Consider the following 17,268-nt stretch of genomic DNA (forward strand, 5'->3'; position numbering starts at 1 on the left):
AATTTTGGTTTTTTATCCGTTATTTGCAAAAAACTATGTCCATTGAATTATTTAACTGTTGAAAACATTTCAAAATCTTATGGAGAGCTTTCTCTTTTTGAAGATATTTCCTTTAGCGTACATAAAAATCAAAAAATAGCCTTCGTTGCTAAAAATGGTACCGGAAAAACATCCATATTAAATATCCTCTCAGGTGAAGATCAGCCAGATAGTGGCAGCATCATTTTTAGAAAAGACATAACAGTTTCTTTTTTGTCACAGGACCCTAAATTTGATCCAGACTTAACTATAGAAGAAACGATCTTTACAAGCAACAATCCCATTCTTAAAATTATTTCAAATTATGAGAAGGCGCTTTTAAATCCGGATGATGCAGACTCATACCAAGCCGCTTTTGAAGCCATGGAGCAATACCAAGCATGGGACTTTGAGACGCTTTACAAACAAATTTTATTTAAGCTTAAACTTGAAGATTTAAATCAAAAGATTGGTGCATTGTCTGGTGGACAAAAAAAACGACTCGCCTTAGCCAATGCATTAATTAACAAACCTGATTTATTGGTTTTGGACGAACCTACAAATCATTTGGACTTAGAAATGATTGAATGGTTAGAGGCGTTTTTTGCCAAGGAAAACATTACGCTTTTTATGGTTACGCATGATCGTTACTTCCTTGAACGCGTTTGCAATGAAATTTTGGAATTGGATGAAGGACAAATGTATAGCTACAAAGGCAACTATTCCTATTACCTAGAGAAGCGAGATGCTAGAATTGAAAGAGAAGCTGTTGAAGTTGGAAAAGCTAAACAACTGTTCAAAAAAGAATTATCTTGGATGCGTAGACAGCCTAAGGCTAGAACTACCAAATCTAAATCTAGAATTGATGACTTTGCCGATATCAAACAAAGAGCGCATCAACGACGCAATGACCATGAAGTACAGCTAGAATTGAATATGGAACGTCTGGGCAGTAAAATCCTTGAATTTCATAAAGTATCTAAAGCATACAAAAACAAAACCATTCTCGATAATTTTGAATATACCTTTAAGAAAGGCGAACGCGTCGGAATTATTGGAAAAAACGGGACCGGTAAAACTACATTTCTAAATATACTAACACAAACAGCACAACCCGATTCGGGAAAGGTAGTTAAGGGGGACACCATAAAATTTGGTTATTACACTCAAAACGGCATTACCATTAAACCCGAGCAAAAAGTAATTGATGTTATAAAAGAATTTGGTGATTATATCCCCCTAAAAAAAGGTCGACAAATTAGCGCACAACAACTTCTAGAACGCTTTTTATTCAGTAGAAAAAAGCAGTATGACTTTGTTGAAAAACTAAGTGGTGGTGAACGTAAACGCCTGTACTTATGTACGGTATTCATTCAAAATCCTAATTTTTTAATACTTGATGAGCCCACAAACGATTTAGATATCGTTACACTTAATGTATTAGAAAGCTTTTTATTAGATTTTCCAGGATGCGTCATTGTGGTTTCTCATGACCGGTATTTTATGGATAAGGTGATAGACCATCTTTTTATTTTCAAAGGAGAAGGTGTTATTGAAGATTTCCCCGGAAACTATACAGATTATAGAGTGTATGAAGATAGCAAACCTGCTATTGCGAATACCAAGGAAGATAAAAAAGAGAAAAAATCAAAAAGGAAAAATGAAGCTTTAAAACTATCTTACAATGAAGAAAAGGAGCTTAAAAATATTGAAAGCAAACTAAATTCGTTAGCATACGATAAAAAAGAATTAGAAGGCAAATTTAACAACCCCGATTTAACGCAGGATGAGATCAATAAAATGTCTGAAGATTTACAAAAAATCATTGATACCATAAATTTAAAGGAAGAGCGTTGGTTTGAATTATCATCAAAACTTGAAGAATAAAAGCCTATTAGTGACCCACAATTATTGTGCAATAAAAATATTCGTTCACTTAAAAAACTATCTCAGTGTGCGTTTCTTTTTAAGAACACTTCTTAAATGATCTATCAAACAATTCAGTACATTAAATTTCTTTTGAGGTCGAGCAATCAGCATGGGGTGCATTCTCCTTTTGTTTATAACCTCGTTACTCAATGTTTTTATGATCAGACAAATTTTGAAGATTATATTTTACTGAAAAACTATAGAAAATCCCTACTCACGAACACCTCCAAAATAGTAGTATCTGACTTAGGTGCTGGCTCTCGTGTTATGAAACAAAAAGAACGCCATATTTCTAATATAGCAGCTAAAGCAGGAACAAGTAATAAAAGAGCAAAACTTCTTTATAGACTGACTAATTACTTGGAACCTGATAAGGTTTTAGAGCTGGGCACCTCATTAGGAATAGCAACTCACGCCATTAGTTTAGGCAATCCTAAAACAAAAATAACATCTATTGAAGGCTGTCCTGCTACCGCAACTTTTTCTACGAACCAATTAAAAAGATATAACATCAACAATGTATCAATAATAACAGGCGATTTTAATAATGAAATTAAAAACCTAAAAACAAATACTTACGACTTAGTATTCTTTGATGGTAACCATCAAAAAGAAGCTACCCTAAGTTATTTTGAAAGCCTACTTGATAATACAAATAACAATTCTGTATTTATTTTTGATGATATCTATTGGTCTCAAGGCATGACAGAAGCCTGGGAAATGATTAAGAAACACCCAAAAGTAACCGTTACAATAGACACGTTTTTCTGGGGATTCGTTTTTTTTAGAACCGAACAAGCAAAAGAAGACTTCACTATTAGAATTTAACATTCTAAAAAGCTAAATCTTACTAATTCCCTACTTCACCAAATTAATCTCTACACGCCTATTTTTCGCCCTACCTGCTTTGTACATATTAGTCGCTATTGGTTTTCTTTCTCCATACCCAATGGCCGTTAATCTACTCGAGTCTACACCGTTATCCACTAAGAAAGCTTTAACGGCTTTAGCCCTTTCATCTGATACGTTCTGATTCACCTCATAACTTCCAATACTATCAGTATGACCTTCAATAGTAAATTTGGCACTTGGATATTCATTTAAAATTTTTACAATCTCCAATAAGGTTTGAGTTGATTCTGCCTTAATTTCTGCATTACCAAAATTAAATAGAATAACTCTAGCATAATCATTTAATTCCTTCTGAACAGCCTCGGTAACCTCTGCCTCAGGACATCCCATGTTAGCAACGGTACCTACATCAAACTTACATTTATCATCTTTGTCTGGCACCCCATCCCCATCGGTATCTTCCCATGGACAGCCATTATTTTCTTCTGGTCCAAATTCATCAGGACATGCATCAACATTGTCTAAAACAGCATCTCCATCTTTATCCCCCCAAGGACATCCATTATTTTCAACAGGCCCGGCTACATTAGGACAGTCATCTTCTTTATCAATGATTCCATCACCATCCTTATCACTTTTATCCTTGTCAAATACACCAATTTTGAAACCGGCATAAATATCAGCCTCTTTATTGTTGCTACTAGTCAATGCTGAGATAATAGAACCTGAACCAATATAGAATGGTCCCGTTCTTATACCAGCCCCCATTCTAAAGCCACTATTATCAATTACACTTAAAGGCAAATAAAAGCTAAAGCTCTTGGTTTCATAGCGCGGTGTTAATGATACAATATTGGAAATAAAATTCGCCGTTCTTCTATCTTTAGACATTAAAGAATAATCTGTGTTCAGGTTTAAAAATAATTTACTTTTTAACATCCAATCAATATTTAAATGTAATGCCGTAGGTAAATCAATTTTATAACCTCTACTAGAATTTGTAAGTGTGTAATTAGCCTCTAAAAATGACCCTAAATCCTCGGCATTATCAAAATCTTCTTCACTTACATTTTCCTTAGTAATATTAAAACCTTGCCGAATACCATTTTTATAATCCACATAACCAATATCGGTTACAGTCAACCCTATTTTTAATTTATAGGAACTTTGCTTGTTTTTAGGACTATCTATATCCAAATCAATATTTAAATAATTTGGTCGCCATTCATAAACAAAACCTAAATCGCTTCCAAAACCATCGGCCCCACTAGGCAAATCATAATTGTAATTTTCATTATCAAATTCAGCAAAACGTGCATAATTAAGAAAGCCTGTTGAAGAGATACTCCCTGTAGTTTCACCCCCTCCTAAATCTGTACCTTCAGAATCATAATCAAGAGTCACATTTTCGCCTACTGCATAAGCACTTCCCGCACCTTTTAAATACTTTAGGGTGAGACCTCCTTTTAAGACATGTTGATTTTTATTTAAAATGATATGCGCATATGTTACACCAAATTCCAGCCAGCCATTACCTAAACCATTGATGTCATCTTCACTGATAGAAAAATCATTTGTTGAACTATCTGCAATGGCCTCAATGGTACTACCACTAATATTGTTAACATTTCCAAAAGACCGCCCTCTTGTAAAAAGGGCCATAGAGCTGTTTCTATTGAGGTTAAACATAACTGCAGGCCCCAAAACATCGACATTTGCCCCTGCCCTATTATCAACGAGTGGGTATTTATTGGCCTCTAAATTAATATCATAATCATCCTTTAAAGCATCAAATACATTTACACCATAATAATCATTACCCAGAAGGGCACTTGCGCCAATAAGATTAATATCTAATTTATAGGGGGTCCCAACTATTTGGGCAGGATTAGAAATTACCGCGTGCACACCGCTGTAGTTATCTGACAAAAAACCAATATAAGATTGAGATCTAGCTATAAAAGTTGTTGAAAGAAATAGAAATAATAAAATAATTCTTTTCATATGACTAAATTTGATCGTCTCGTTTTAACAAAACCTATGTTCGTTTATAACATTTTGCAAATATGACCAATAAAATTTAATTACCAAAGCTCTCATTTACAAGTAATACACGAACAAACCCATTGTAAAGCTCTCTGAAATACCATAACTTCGTAACATGAAAATATATACAAAAACTGGAGATAAAGGCACCACGGCATTATTTGGAGGAACGCGCGTCCCCAAACATCATATTCGCATTGAAAGCTACGGAACGGTTGATGAGTTAAATTCTTATCTAGGTCTAATAAGAGACCAAGATATTAATGAGGCCTACAAAGCTTTAATTATACAAATTCAAGATAAACTATTTACGGTTGGAGCTATTCTAGCTACCGACCCGGAAAAAGCCACTTTAAAGAATGGAAAGTCACGTTTAACCATTCCAAAAATATCCAAAGAAGATATTGAAGGATTAGAGACAGAAATGGACATCATGAACGCAGCATTACCGCCAATGACGCATTTTGTGCTTCCAGGTGGACATCAAACGGTGTCATTCTGTCACATTGCGCGTTGTGTTTGCCGCAGGGCGGAACGTTTAGCCACAGCTCTTAATGAAATAGATACGATTGACCCCAATAGTTTGATGTATTTAAACCGCCTTTCTGACTACCTCTTTGTGTTGGCACGAAAGTTGACTTTTGATTTGCAAGCAGATGAAATTAAATGGATTCCTGAGAAAGAATAGCATAATTTTTCTAAAGTTTCCGGTAGAACACTTAAAGAATTAATAGTAACGCAATGGGACTAGAAGCTGTCATAATAATTGCTAACTCAATTTTCAGTACCAAAAGACAAATTATTGTTTCTCATTAAAATCTTAAGTGAATAGCTTTAGTCTTATAGACAGGGCTATGTGAATAATTTTAGATGTTTGGATTACAAAAAGATACGTTCTTATAAGTAATGATTAAATAATTCATTTTTTTCTTGTGTGTTTAAACTAAAAAATTATTTTTGCACAAAATTAAACACTTAATCACATGTATTGGACTTTAGAATTAGCATCTTATTTAAGTGATGCACCTTGGCCAGCAACGAAAGACGAATTGATAGATTACGCCATTAGAACTGGTGCTCCGCTCGAGGTTGTTGAAAATCTGCAATCCATTGAAGACGAAGGAGATTCTTATGACTCTATTGAAGAAATCTGGTCTGATTACCCCACTGATGAGGACTACCTCTGGAATGAAGATGAATATTAAATAAAGCATAAAGAATAGTTAAAAAAGTCTCGAATTGAGGCTTTTTTTTTGCCCTAATCTTTAAACAAATGTATCTTTGAATGCTTAGATTTAGGCATAACAAAAATGAAATAACAAAATAAAGAATACCATGCGAAAGCAAGGTGTAACATATAATATATAACCCATGAGTTTTTTAGATTCTGTATTAAAAGTATTTGTTGGCGACAAATCCAAACAAGATGTCAAAGCCATCAATCCCATAGTAAATAAAATCAAAACCTTTGAAGCAGCATTAGAAGCTTTATCACATGATGAGTTAAGAGCAAAGACCTCCGAATTCAAAGCTAAAATAGCAGAAGCAACCAAAGATATCGATAATCAAATAGCAAATTTATCGGAAGAAGCTGAAAACACTGAAGACATAGACAGACGTGAAGATATCTATCAAGATATTGATAAACTTAAGGACGATGCATATAAAATTAGTGAAGAGGTATTAAATGACATTTTACCTGAAGCTTTTGCAGTTGTTAAAGAGACTGCTAAGCGTTTTGTAAACAATACCGCTATAGCCGTAACGGCTAATGAATTTGACAGAATGGTTTCTGGCGAAAAAGAATACGTTTTATTAGAAGGAGATAAAGCCGTTTGGGCAAATTCTTGGAATGCCGCCGGAAAACCAATAACCTGGGACATGATACATTATGATGTTCAGCTTATTGGTGGTATTGCTATGCATCAAGGAAAAATTGCTGAAATGCAAACTGGTGAGGGAAAAACATTAGTAGCAACCTTACCTGTTTACCTAAATGCTTTAGCTGGAAAAGGCGTGCACTTAGTAACTGTGAATGACTATTTAGCAAAACGTGATAGTGCATGGATGGCTCCTATTTTTGAGTTTCATGGCTTGAGTGTTGATTGCATAGACCACCATCAACCTAACTCTGATGCGCGAAGAAAAGCATATAATGCGGATATCACTTATGGCACCAATAATGAATTTGGTTTTGATTACTTACGTGATAATATGGCACATTCGCCAGAAGACTTAGTACAACGCCCGCACAATTATGCCATTGTTGATGAGGTAGATTCTGTCCTAGTGGATGATGCTCGAACACCTTTAATCATTTCTGGTCCAATCCCAAAAGGTGATCGTCATGAATTTACAGAATTAAAACCCAAAGTAGATGATATAGTATCGGTACAACGTAAATATTTAACGGGAGTTTTAGCAGAAGCGAAAAAACTGATTAAAGAAGGAGATACTAAAGAAGGTGGCTTCCAATTATTACGCGTTTACAGAGGGATTCCCAAAAACAAAGCACTTATTAAGTTTTTATCTGAAGAAGGTGTGAAACAACTTCTTCAGAAAACAGAAAACTTTTATATGCAGGATAACAATAGGGAAATGCCTAAAATTGATGCCGAATTATACTATGTTATCGAAGAGAAAAATAATCAAGTTGAATTAACAGACAAAGGTGTTGAATACATTTCTGGTAAAGACAATCCTGATTTCTTCATTTTACCAGAAATAGGTATTGAAATTGCAAAAATTGAAGGACAAGGACTTGCTGTAGAAGAGGAAGCAACGCTAAAAGAAAACCTATTTAAAGAGTTTGGCGTTAAATCTGAACGTATACACACCTTAAATCAATTACTTAAAGCGTATGCCTTATTTGAAAAAGACACCCAATATGTAGTCATCGATAATAAAGTAATGATTGTAGATGAACAAACAGGTCGTATCATGGATGGGCGTCGTTACTCTGACGGTCTACATCAAGCAATTGAAGCAAAAGAAAATGTAAAAATTGAAGATGCTACACAAACATTTGCCACAGTAACCTTACAAAACTACTTTAGAATGTACCGCAAGTTATCTGGTATGACAGGTACGGCCCTTACTGAAGCTGGAGAATTTTGGGAAATCTACAAATTAGATGTTGTTGAAACCCCAACCAACCGTCCTATTGCTCGTGACGATAGAGATGATTTAGTTTTTAAAACGAAGCGTGAAAAATATAATGCAGTAATTGACGAGGTCACAAAACTATCTCAAGCTGGTCGCCCTGTTTTAATTGGTACAACATCGGTTGAAATTTCTGAATTACTTGGCAAAATGTTAAGTATTCGTAAAATTCCTCATAACGTATTAAATGCAAAGCAACACAAACGTGAGGCAGATATTGTCGCTGAGGCAGGTAATGCGGGACAAGTAACAATTGCCACCAATATGGCTGGTCGTGGTACAGATATTAAATTATCTGACGAAGTTAAAGCTGCCGGTGGATTAGCCATTGTAGGAACAGAGCGTCATGATTCGCGCCGTGTGGACAGACAGTTACGTGGTCGTGCTGGTCGTCAAGGAGATCCGGGAAGTTCTCAATTTTACGTTTCTCTTGAAGACAACTTAATGCGTTTATTTGGCTCTGAGCGAATTGCAAAAATGATGGATAAAATGGGATTGAAGGAAGGTGAAGTGATTCAGCATTCTATGATTTCAAAATCTATTGAACGTGCTCAGAAAAAAGTTGAAGAAAATCAATTTGGTGTTAGAAAACGTTTATTAGAATATGATGATGTCATGAATGCCCAAAGAGAGGTGGTTTACAAACGTCGTTATAATGCCTTAAACGGAGAACGTTTACGAGTAGATTTAGCTAATATGATTTTCGATACTTCGGAGGGTATCGCTGAAACTAATAAAGGAGCTAGCGACTATAAAAACTTTGAGTTTGAATTGATTCGTTATTTCTCTATGAGTTCACCAATTTCTGAGGAAGAATTTGGTAAACTTTCGGCACAAGAAATTACATCAAAAATTTACAAAGCTGCTTTTGAACATTACAGAGAAAAAATGACTCGTAATGCAGATATTGCTTTCCCTGTTATTAAAAATGTATATGAAAATCAGGGTGATAAATTCAAACGTATTGTTGTTCCATTTACAGATGGTGTCAAGAGTTTAAATGTGGTTACAGATCTTGAAAAAGCTTATGAAACTAATGGAAAACAGTTAATCACCGATTTTGAAAAGAACATCACCTTGGCCATTATTGATGATGCTTGGAAAACGCATTTACGCAAAATGGATGAGTTAAAACAATCGGTACAATTAGCCGTTCATGAGCAAAAAGACCCGCTTTTAATTTATAAGTTTGAAGCTTTTGAATTATTTAAAGCCATGATTGACCAAGTCAATAAAGATGTTATATCATTTTTATTTAAAGGTGAATTACCACAAGAAACTAAGGATACCATTCACGAAGCAAGACAAACGCGTAAAAAAGAAAACTTGCAAACTCAAAAAGACGAAATTCCGAACTTGGATGAACGTTCGGCTCAAAATAGAGCTGCAGGTAATACCCAACGTCAACAAGAGGTTATTGAAACGATTGTTCGCGATAAACCAAAAATTGGTCGTAATGATAGAGTTACAATAAAGCATGTTATGAACGGAGAAAGTAAAACCGTTAAATACAAACAAGCAGAACCTTTAATAGCCAAAGGAGAATGGGTATTGGTTGAAGACTAGTGTTCTAGAAAAAATAGAAATTTTACTAATAAAAATCTCGATATTATCTATCGGGATTTTTTTATACCCTATTCTCATTAATTATGAATTTAATAATGGTAAATATGATTCTCTATTATTTAACTCCTGGAAAGGAAAGACCTTTATTAAGAATGGGGTTAAAAGGATATAACAAATGACTGTAAATATTAATGTAAAATTGCTTCGGATTCAAAATAATTAAGTGCTAAACACTTTTATTTTACCCCAAATGGCTCCAAAATTAAAACCAATCACATAGCCTGGTAAAACCAAAACATCATAAAAAAACTAATTAAGAATTCTTCTCGATTCTTTTAAAAATCGCCCTATATATTATAATAATCAAGGGTAAAAAATATCTACCAAGGGGTAATTTATGATAAATAGGCAGTTTCATAAAAGTATAATTTCGTACAAAAATTTAACTATGAGAACAAAATTACACTTACTTACCATTCTATTAGGATCATGTCTTCAAATTTTTGCTCAAACCCCTGTAAAATTAAGCTCCGGACAATTTGGTTTTGCAGAAGGTCCTGTTTGGGATAGAGATGATAAAATTTATTTTTCGGATATTCAAACACGAAAGGTGGAAATATATTCTATAACAGATAACACATTTTCCACGGCTTACACCGCAACAGGAAGAACAAATGGTTTAATGTTTGATAAAGACATGAATCTTATTGTTTGCGAATTTCAAAGGGGCGAAGTAACTGAAAAAACTACCACAGGAGTTCTGCTTGAAACTTATGCCAACGGATTTACTAATCCAAATGACTTATGTATTGACAAAGAGGGAGGAATATATGTTTCAACGCCCAATACAAAAGAAATTTATTACATAAGTCCTGAACCAAACAGAACAAAGACATTAATTGATAACACACTTAATTTTCCGAATGGCGTCATTATTTCAAACGACGGTAAAACTCTAATTGTAAGTGATTCTCAAAGCTATGATATTTATAAATTTGATATTAACCCAAGTACAGGTTTAATAAGCAATAAAAGTGTTTTTGCAACATTAACAGATTATGACAATACAGATACTAGATCACTCGCAGACGGTATGGCCATAGATACTAATGGAAACTTATATGTTACTGCCAAAAAATCACTTCAAATTTTTGACGCTTCTGGAACCAAAATAAATTCGATTGCATTTGACGAAAACATTACGAATTGCACCTTTGGGGGAAGTGATTTAAGCACACTCTTTGTAACAGCACCAAATGATTTTTATAAAATTGATTTTACAGGAGTAACAGGTTTCCAGCATCCGTTTGATTTACCTGAGTCAAGTTTAAGTCTTGACAAAAATGAAAAGTATTCATTTAATATATTCCCTAACCCTAGTGCAGATCACATCGTAAACATAGAAGTTGGAAACACAGAAATAGATGAAATTATATTGTACAATAACCTTGGCGCAAAAATTGGAAGCTATAATTTTGAAAGATTTAATAATTCTATAAAGGTTGATTTAGGGACAAACCTTAAGAGTAATATCTATATATTAACATTAACAACCAAAGATGGTTCTGCTGTACATAACAAAATAGTTCTGAAATAAACCTTAATCTCAAAATATTTAGTAGTTAAAAATCCTGATAGAGTTCTATCAGGATTTTTTGTGATTGTTATTTTCCACCAACTTGATTATCTAGACGATAACATCTACCTTCGTTCAACAAATAATCCTGTTTCAATAAATCTTTGGACTTTATGAATATTATAAAATCAGACATCGTAATAATTGGAGCAGGCTTAACCGGATTAACACTTGGTCACCTCTTTAAGAATTCTCGGTACACCATTAATATCATTGAAGCTAGAGGGAGAAAAGGAGGAAGAATTCATTCGGTATGTCAATTAAAAGAAACTCCAATAGAAATGGGTGCTACATGGCTAGGAAATAGCCATACCTATTTAAAAACTCTTTTAGAAGAACTTGAACTTCATACTTTTAAACAACAATTTGGAGATAAAGCTATTTATGAACCAACGTCATTAGCCCCATATCAATTAGTAACACTTCCTAAAAGCCAAGATTCTAGTTACAGAATTAAGGATGGGACTTCTAAACTCATTGAGCGTTTATCCCAATCCATATCAGAAGATAACATATATTATAAGCAAAGGGTTTCGAAAATAGTAGAACATCAAAATACGCTTACTGTCGAAACAAATAAAAATACCTTTAAGGCTAAATGGGTTATTTCAACATTGCCGCCATATTTATTACAATCTACTATAAAAACGGTTCCTCCTCTTCCTATACAAATTCAAGATATCATGGAACATACCCATACTTGGATGGGCGAATCAATCAAAGTAGGTTTGAGGTATAAAGTTCCTTTTTGGCGTGCTCCCAATACAAGTGGTACAATTTTTAGTAATGTTGGACCCATTCCTGAATTCTATGATCACTCTAATTATGAAGATAATCTCTTTGCTTTAAAAGGTTTTTTAAATAGTTCATACTATTCATTAAAGCAAGAAGAACGCCTAAAGATGGTACTAGAGCAACTTAAAAAATATTATGGTGATATTGTTAACACCTTTATTTCTTACGAGGAAAAAGTTTGGAGAAATGATTCTTACACACATGCTGATTACAATAGTCATGTGCTGCCACATCAAAATAATGGACATAAACTATACAAGCAGCCGTATTTAAATGGTAAATTTTTTATTGCTGGTGCAGAAACAGCTTCTAAATTTCCAGGGTATATGGAAGGCGCTATTAGAAGTGCCTATTTCATATTTAACGAAATAAACTGATTTAAAAATCAAGTCTTGTTTAAAACTTCAATAACAAATTTGGGTTTGGACAGTTTTCTTTATAAAATTCCAAATTATCTTTATTTGCTACCCCTGGGTAATCTCCTGTAAAACCTTGTAGATCTTTTATAATCTGAAAATGTAAGTGTGGCGGATAATCTCCATTGATGGCAGCATCACCCAAGGCTCCTATTTTTTCTCCTTGCTTAAAAGTTTTTCCTATCTGAAGCGTTTTGATAGAAGCCAAACTTAAATGCCCATAAAGGGTATAAAAGGTAACACCAGATATATTATGTTTTAAAATTATGGTAGGACCATAATCTCCATAATTGGTATTGTTTTTAAAACCTTGAACTTCGCCTTCTAGCGGTGCATAAATTGAAGTACCATCTTCACGCCATAAGTCAATTCCTAGGTGGATATTCCTTTCTTGGTTCGCCTGGCTATTAAAATAGGCACTTCTTTTGTATAGGTTGCGCTCCTCCAAATAACCGCCATAAGCTACCACAGCATCATGTTCTTTTAAATAATTATTTATAAACTGGCCAAATTCTGAAACCAAAGACACATCGATAGCCTTAAGCTCTTGATTAGATTCAGATAAATCTATTGGCACATATTTTGATTTTGGAATAGATTCATCCAAAAGATTAAGTGGCACTGAACTTATGTTATATAGAAATTTCGAAAAATCCATAGATTAAATTTAATACCAAAAGATAAGAAACTTTAGAAGTACTTCGGAATATACAAGTTACCGGCAGCATTAATATGGTCTCAATATTAATTCACAACCTCGCCGTACAGATCAAAATCTTCAGCTTCTATAATCTTCACCTTAGCATATTCTCCTGTTTTTAAATATGTTTTAGTAGCATCAATTAGAACTTCATTATCTACATCTGGCGAATCAAATTCTGTTCGTCCAATAAAATTATTCCCTTCTTTTCGGTCAATAACAACCTTAAAAGTCTGCCCAATTTTTTGCTGATTTAATTCCCAAGAAATTTGAGATTGAATTTCCATGATTTGGTTTGCTCGGTCAATCTTCACTTCTTCTGGCACATCATCTTCTAAATTATAGGCATGCGTATTTTCCTCATGGGAATATGTAAAACAGCCTAAACGTTCAAAACGCATATCTTGAACCCATTGCTTAAGCTCCTGAAAATTTTCTTCTGTTTCTCCTGGGTATCCCACAATAAGCGTTGTGCGTATGGTCATTTCAGGGACCGCTTCTCTAAACTGACCAATCAATTTAGTAGTATTAGCTTTAGTGGTTCCACGACGCATACTTTTTAAAATAGAATCTGAAATATGCTGTAATGGTATATCTAAATAATTACAAACCTTTGGTTCTCGCTTCATCACGTCCAAAACATCCAGAGGGAAACCCGTTGGAAAAGCATAATGCAAACGAATCCATTCCACACCCTCAACTTTCACCAAAGCCTCTAACAATTCAGCTAGATTTCGTTTTTTATATAAATCGAGTCCATAATAAGTTAAATCTTGAGCAATCAAAATCAATTCTTTAACACCATTTGCAGCTAATTTTTCCGCTTCAATTACAACCTCTTCAATAGGCGTACTTTTATGTTTTCCACGCATAATAGGTATGGCACAAAATGAACAAGGTCTATCACATCCTTCGGCTATTTTCAAATACGCATAATTTTTTGGCGTAGTTGTTAAACGCTCTCCTATTAATTCGTGCTTATAATCTGCACCCAATGCTTTTAGTAATCCCGGCAATTCGGTAGTACCAAAATACTGATCTACATTAGGGATTTCTTTCTCTAAATCTGGTTTATACCGCTCGCTTAAACATCCCGTGACAAATACCTTATCTACTTCGCCCTCTTCCTTTTTCTGCATGTACTCCAAAATGGTATTCACGCTTTCTTCTTTGGCGTTATTAATAAAACCACAGGTGTTTATAACAACCACATTGCCTTCTTCTTCATGTACAACGTCTTTTCCGCTAGCCTTAAGCTGTCCCATTAACACCTCACTATCATAAACGTTTTTACTACAACCAAGTGTTACAACATTGATTCTATTTTTCTTTAGAGTTTTTGTGCGCATAAATCTTATAAATCTGGGCGCAAAGATACGGAATGAAATATGATTAGCAGTCTAAATAAATTAATGCAAAAAACTTAGATAGCCCCTTTCAACCAATTCAATAATAATTCTTTGGTCCAATTCTTTTTAAAGCAGTTTGTTCATATGCATAAGCATATTGCAATAGTTCATATTCGGTTAAAGGCCTCCCTATGAAAGTCAGTCCTTTTGGTTCTCCTACGTCAGTATACCCCATAGGCACAGTTATCGCTGGATATTCTGCAACAGCAGCATAAGCTGCATGGAAATTATTAATGGAAAGAAAACCATCTAGTTTATGATTAGTCATTGGGCCATCAAAAAATAGTCTACCTATAGTTTTTAATGTATCTTTTAGTTGCGTCAAATATTGATTATCTCCTGGGTCATTTATTATACCTATGAATCGTTTTTGGCCGTAAGGCATCTTTTTTATAGAGTCTTTTAAATTAAACTCAATGACATCAGATACCGTTTTCAGGGTTAGGTCCTTATTGGCATAGGTTTCTAAATATTTAGGTAAATCATTTTTCATGTCTAAGTTTAGCAAACTTATAAAATGAGGTAACTCTAGTTTTTGTTCTTCAATTTCAACTATTTCGGCGCCAAGTTTTTTTAGCACTTCTATAGCATTGGCGTATAAAGCATCTGAAAATAATGCTTTAGGCGCTCCGAAACGCTTACGAGCAATAAACTGTGGTGATAGGTGACTGTAGTACGTCTGTATATTCTTAAAATCAATGGACTTTGAGTCCAATGGATCAAATCCATATATAGCATCAAGTACAATGGCATTATCGGTGACCGTTTTAGTTATCGGCCCGGCAGTATCTAATGTCGATGAAATCGGGATTATCCCACTTCGACTCACCAATCCAATTGTAGGTTTTAAGCCAACACTAGAATTTTGGCTTGCCGGTGATAAAATTGAACCTGATGTTTCACTTCCAATGGCCGCCGCACAAAAATTGGCAGCAACCGAAACGGCACTTCCAGAACTCGAACCACCAGTATCAAGTACTCTTCTGCCATAGGGGTTTAAGGTCTGTCCACCCATAGCCGAATATCCATTTGGACACCCCTCACAAAAGAAATTAGCCCACTCACTTAAATTTGCTTTTCCTAGAATTATAGCCCCCTTTGATTTTAATTTTGTGGTAATAAATGCATTTGAGGTAATATTATATTTTAAAGCTACTGCTCCAGCCGTTGTAGCCATGTTTTCAGCATTTATATTATCCTTTAATAATATTGGCATACCGTGAATTGGGTGCTTTAACTTTTTATTTAAGTATTCACGATCTCTCAGCCTAGCCTCATCAATTGCAGTGGGGTCTATAGCTATTACAGCATTTAAAGACAAGGGATTTTCCCTATCAAATCTTCTGATTCGGTAAAGATAAAATTTGACTAACTCTTCATAAGTAAATTTATTTTCCGCTCTAAATTTTTGAAGATCTGAGATTTCCTTATCTAAAATATAAGATTCCAAACGGAGATAATCAGCTTCTCCAAAATCCTCTAATAAAGGGGATATTGTAAGCCAAATTTCTTTCTTAGTAATATTTTTAGAATCTAAAACTCTAAATTCTCGTAAGTCCTTTGAAGCATTTTTAGATCCTTCAGTATTAACCTTTTCTGCCTCTGTATTTTTACACGCTATCAGCATTGTAAAACAAAGAAGTAATAACATATCTCTCATATTATAGCATTTTTTATAAAAATACTAAAACATGAGAACAAATGAAGTCTCTAAAAGAAGTCTAGAATTAAAATATTATTTATTTGAAAAAAGAATCAACAAACTCGTACTTATTGAACACCTGTAAATCTTCTATCCCTTCTCCAACACCTATATATTTCACTGGGATTTGAAACTGATCTGAAATACCAATAACCACCCCACCCTTAGCAGTACCATCAAGTTTTGTAACTGCCAAAGACGTAACCTCTGTCGCTGCGGTAAATTGTTTCGCTTGCTCAAAAGCGTTTTGACCTGTTGAACCATCTAAGACCAATAATACATCATGAGGTGCATCTCCCACCACTTTTTGCATTACGCGCTTTACCTTAGTTAGCTCATTCATTAAATTTATTTTATTATGTAAACGACCTGCGGTATCGATTATAATAACATCAGCATCCTGATTTACCCCGGATTCAAGGGCATCAAAAGCTACAGACGCAGGATCACTACCCATATCTTGGCGTACCATAGTTACATCTACCCGATCCGCCCATACTTGAAGTTGATCTATAGCTGCGGCACGAAAAGTATCAGCTGCACCAAGAACTACTTTTAATCCTTGTTTTTTAAATTGATAGGCCAACTTACCAATGGTGGTTGTTTTACCAACACCATTTACTCCAACTACCATAAGTACATATGGTGTTTTCTTACCATTTTCCTGTTTCGGTAAATCAGGTATGGTATATTCCGTTTCCTCTCCTGAATTTGTTTCACTTAATAAAGCGGCAATTTCTTCACGTAGAATTCCATTTAACTCATCAGTACCAAGATATTTATCTTGAGCTACACGCTGTTCAATACGTTCAATAACCTTAAGCGTGGTGTTTACCCCCACATCACTAGAAACCAAAACCTCTTCTAGATTATCAAGAACGTCATCATCAACTTTCGATTTTCCTGCAACCGCTTTACCTAATTTACCTAAAAAACTAGTTTTAGATTTTTCCAATCCTTTATCTAGCGTTTCCTTTTTGTCTGAGGAAAATATTTTCTTAAAAAAACTCATTTTGTTGGTTGGTTATTTAATTCAA

Annotated in this window: 12 protein-coding genes; 7 read left to right on the forward strand and 5 right to left on the reverse strand. The window is 34.4% G+C overall.

What is annotated here, in order from left to right; genetic code table 11:
• The first annotated feature begins 42 nt into the window (after nucleotides 1–42).
• Together IE051_RS09125 and IE051_RS09130 are read left to right on the forward strand one after the other, a co-directional pair.
• On the forward strand, nucleotides 43–1,905 hold the full coding sequence (locus IE051_RS09125; protein ID WP_189360480.1) for an ABC-F family ATP-binding cassette domain-containing protein: 1,863 nt from the start codon (nucleotides 43–45) through the stop codon (nucleotides 1,903–1,905).
• A 96-nt stretch (nucleotides 1,906–2,001) separates the two neighbouring features.
• Complete coding sequence (locus IE051_RS09130) at nucleotides 2,002–2,775, forward strand: O-methyltransferase (RefSeq protein ID WP_189360481.1); 774 nt, start codon at nucleotides 2,002–2,004, stop codon at nucleotides 2,773–2,775.
• Between the two features lie 30 nt (nucleotides 2,776–2,805).
• On the opposite strand, the gene IE051_RS09135 is transcribed toward IE051_RS09130, so the two are convergent.
• Nucleotides 2,806–4,803: a DUF5723 family protein gene (locus tag IE051_RS09135; protein WP_189360482.1), complete on the reverse strand. Its 1,998-nt coding sequence runs from the start codon at nucleotides 4,801–4,803 to the stop codon at nucleotides 2,806–2,808.
• A gap of 157 nt (nucleotides 4,804–4,960) precedes the next feature.
• Between IE051_RS09135 and IE051_RS09140 the strand changes: the two genes are divergently transcribed.
• The 5 genes from IE051_RS09140 (at nucleotide 4,961) to IE051_RS09160 (ending at nucleotide 12,381) form a co-directional block, all read left to right on the forward strand.
• Nucleotides 4,961–5,533, forward strand: a complete 573-nt coding sequence (locus tag IE051_RS09140) for a cob(I)yrinic acid a,c-diamide adenosyltransferase (RefSeq protein ID WP_189360483.1) — start codon at nucleotides 4,961–4,963, stop codon at nucleotides 5,531–5,533.
• Nucleotides 5,534–5,828: 295 nt separating this feature from the next.
• Complete coding sequence (locus IE051_RS09145) at nucleotides 5,829–6,050, forward strand: DUF2795 domain-containing protein (protein ID WP_019387375.1); 222 nt, start codon at nucleotides 5,829–5,831, stop codon at nucleotides 6,048–6,050.
• Between the two features lie 166 nt (nucleotides 6,051–6,216).
• The gene (gene secA, locus IE051_RS09150; RefSeq protein ID WP_189360484.1) at nucleotides 6,217–9,573 is read left to right on the forward strand and encodes a preprotein translocase subunit SecA; all 3,357 of its coding nucleotides are present in this window, start codon (nucleotides 6,217–6,219) and stop codon (nucleotides 9,571–9,573) included.
• 448 nt (nucleotides 9,574–10,021) lie between these two features.
• The gene (locus tag IE051_RS09155; protein WP_189360485.1) at nucleotides 10,022–11,170 is read left to right on the forward strand and encodes an SMP-30/gluconolactonase/LRE family protein; all 1,149 of its coding nucleotides are present in this window, start codon (nucleotides 10,022–10,024) and stop codon (nucleotides 11,168–11,170) included.
• A 152-nt stretch (nucleotides 11,171–11,322) separates the two neighbouring features.
• The gene (locus IE051_RS09160; RefSeq protein ID WP_229796769.1) at nucleotides 11,323–12,381 is read left to right on the forward strand and encodes a flavin monoamine oxidase family protein; all 1,059 of its coding nucleotides are present in this window, start codon (nucleotides 11,323–11,325) and stop codon (nucleotides 12,379–12,381) included.
• A 19-nt stretch (nucleotides 12,382–12,400) separates the two neighbouring features.
• On the opposite strand, the gene IE051_RS09165 is transcribed toward IE051_RS09160, so the two are convergent.
• The 4 genes from IE051_RS09165 to ftsY all read right to left on the reverse strand — a co-directional run bounded on the left by IE051_RS09165 (nucleotide 12,401) and on the right by ftsY (nucleotide 17,243).
• The gene (locus IE051_RS09165) at nucleotides 12,401–13,078 is read right to left on the reverse strand and encodes a peptidoglycan DD-metalloendopeptidase family protein (protein WP_189360486.1); all 678 of its coding nucleotides are present in this window, start codon (nucleotides 13,076–13,078) and stop codon (nucleotides 12,401–12,403) included.
• Between the two features lie 86 nt (nucleotides 13,079–13,164).
• A complete protein-coding gene (gene rimO / locus IE051_RS09170; protein ID WP_189360487.1) occupies nucleotides 13,165–14,469 on the reverse strand; it encodes a 30S ribosomal protein S12 methylthiotransferase RimO in 1,305 nt (434 codons plus the stop codon).
• A gap of 97 nt (nucleotides 14,470–14,566) precedes the next feature.
• Nucleotides 14,567–16,189, reverse strand: a complete 1,623-nt coding sequence (locus IE051_RS09175) for an amidase family protein (protein WP_189360488.1) — start codon at nucleotides 16,187–16,189, stop codon at nucleotides 14,567–14,569.
• Nucleotides 16,190–16,268: 79 nt separating this feature from the next.
• Complete coding sequence (ftsY, locus tag IE051_RS09180; RefSeq protein WP_189360489.1) at nucleotides 16,269–17,243, reverse strand: signal recognition particle-docking protein FtsY; 975 nt, start codon at nucleotides 17,241–17,243, stop codon at nucleotides 16,269–16,271.
• Between the last annotated feature and the right edge of the window lie 25 nt (nucleotides 17,244–17,268).

It is taken from the genome of Algibacter mikhailovii, from assembly GCF_014651495.1.
In the GTDB taxonomy this organism is placed as follows: Bacteria; Bacteroidota; Bacteroidia; order Flavobacteriales; family Flavobacteriaceae; genus Algibacter_E; species Algibacter_E mikhailovii.

Coding starts and splice junctions, on each gene's coding strand:
- IE051_RS09145 (WP_019387375.1), top strand. CDS start 5,829: ATGTATTGGACTTTAGAATTAGCATCTTATTTAAGTGATGCACCTTGG.
- ftsY (WP_189360489.1), bottom strand. CDS start 17,243: ATGAGTTTTTTTAAGAAAATATTTTCCTCAGACAAAAAGGAAACGCTA.
- rimO (WP_189360487.1), bottom strand. CDS start 14,469: ATGCGCACAAAAACTCTAAAGAAAAATAGAATCAATGTTGTAACACTT.
- IE051_RS09140 (WP_189360483.1), top strand. CDS start 4,961: ATGAAAATATATACAAAAACTGGAGATAAAGGCACCACGGCATTATTT.
- IE051_RS09160 (WP_229796769.1), top strand. CDS start 11,323: ATGAATATTATAAAATCAGACATCGTAATAATTGGAGCAGGCTTAACC.
- IE051_RS09165 (WP_189360486.1), bottom strand. CDS start 13,078: ATGGATTTTTCGAAATTTCTATATAACATAAGTTCAGTGCCACTTAAT.
- secA (WP_189360484.1), top strand. CDS start 6,217: ATGAGTTTTTTAGATTCTGTATTAAAAGTATTTGTTGGCGACAAATCC.
- IE051_RS09130 (WP_189360481.1), top strand. CDS start 2,002: ATGATCTATCAAACAATTCAGTACATTAAATTTCTTTTGAGGTCGAGC.
- IE051_RS09135 (WP_189360482.1), bottom strand. CDS start 4,803: ATGAAAAGAATTATTTTATTATTTCTATTTCTTTCAACAACTTTTATA.
- IE051_RS09155 (WP_189360485.1), top strand. CDS start 10,022: ATGAGAACAAAATTACACTTACTTACCATTCTATTAGGATCATGTCTT.
- IE051_RS09175 (WP_189360488.1), bottom strand. CDS start 16,189: ATGAGAGATATGTTATTACTTCTTTGTTTTACAATGCTGATAGCGTGT.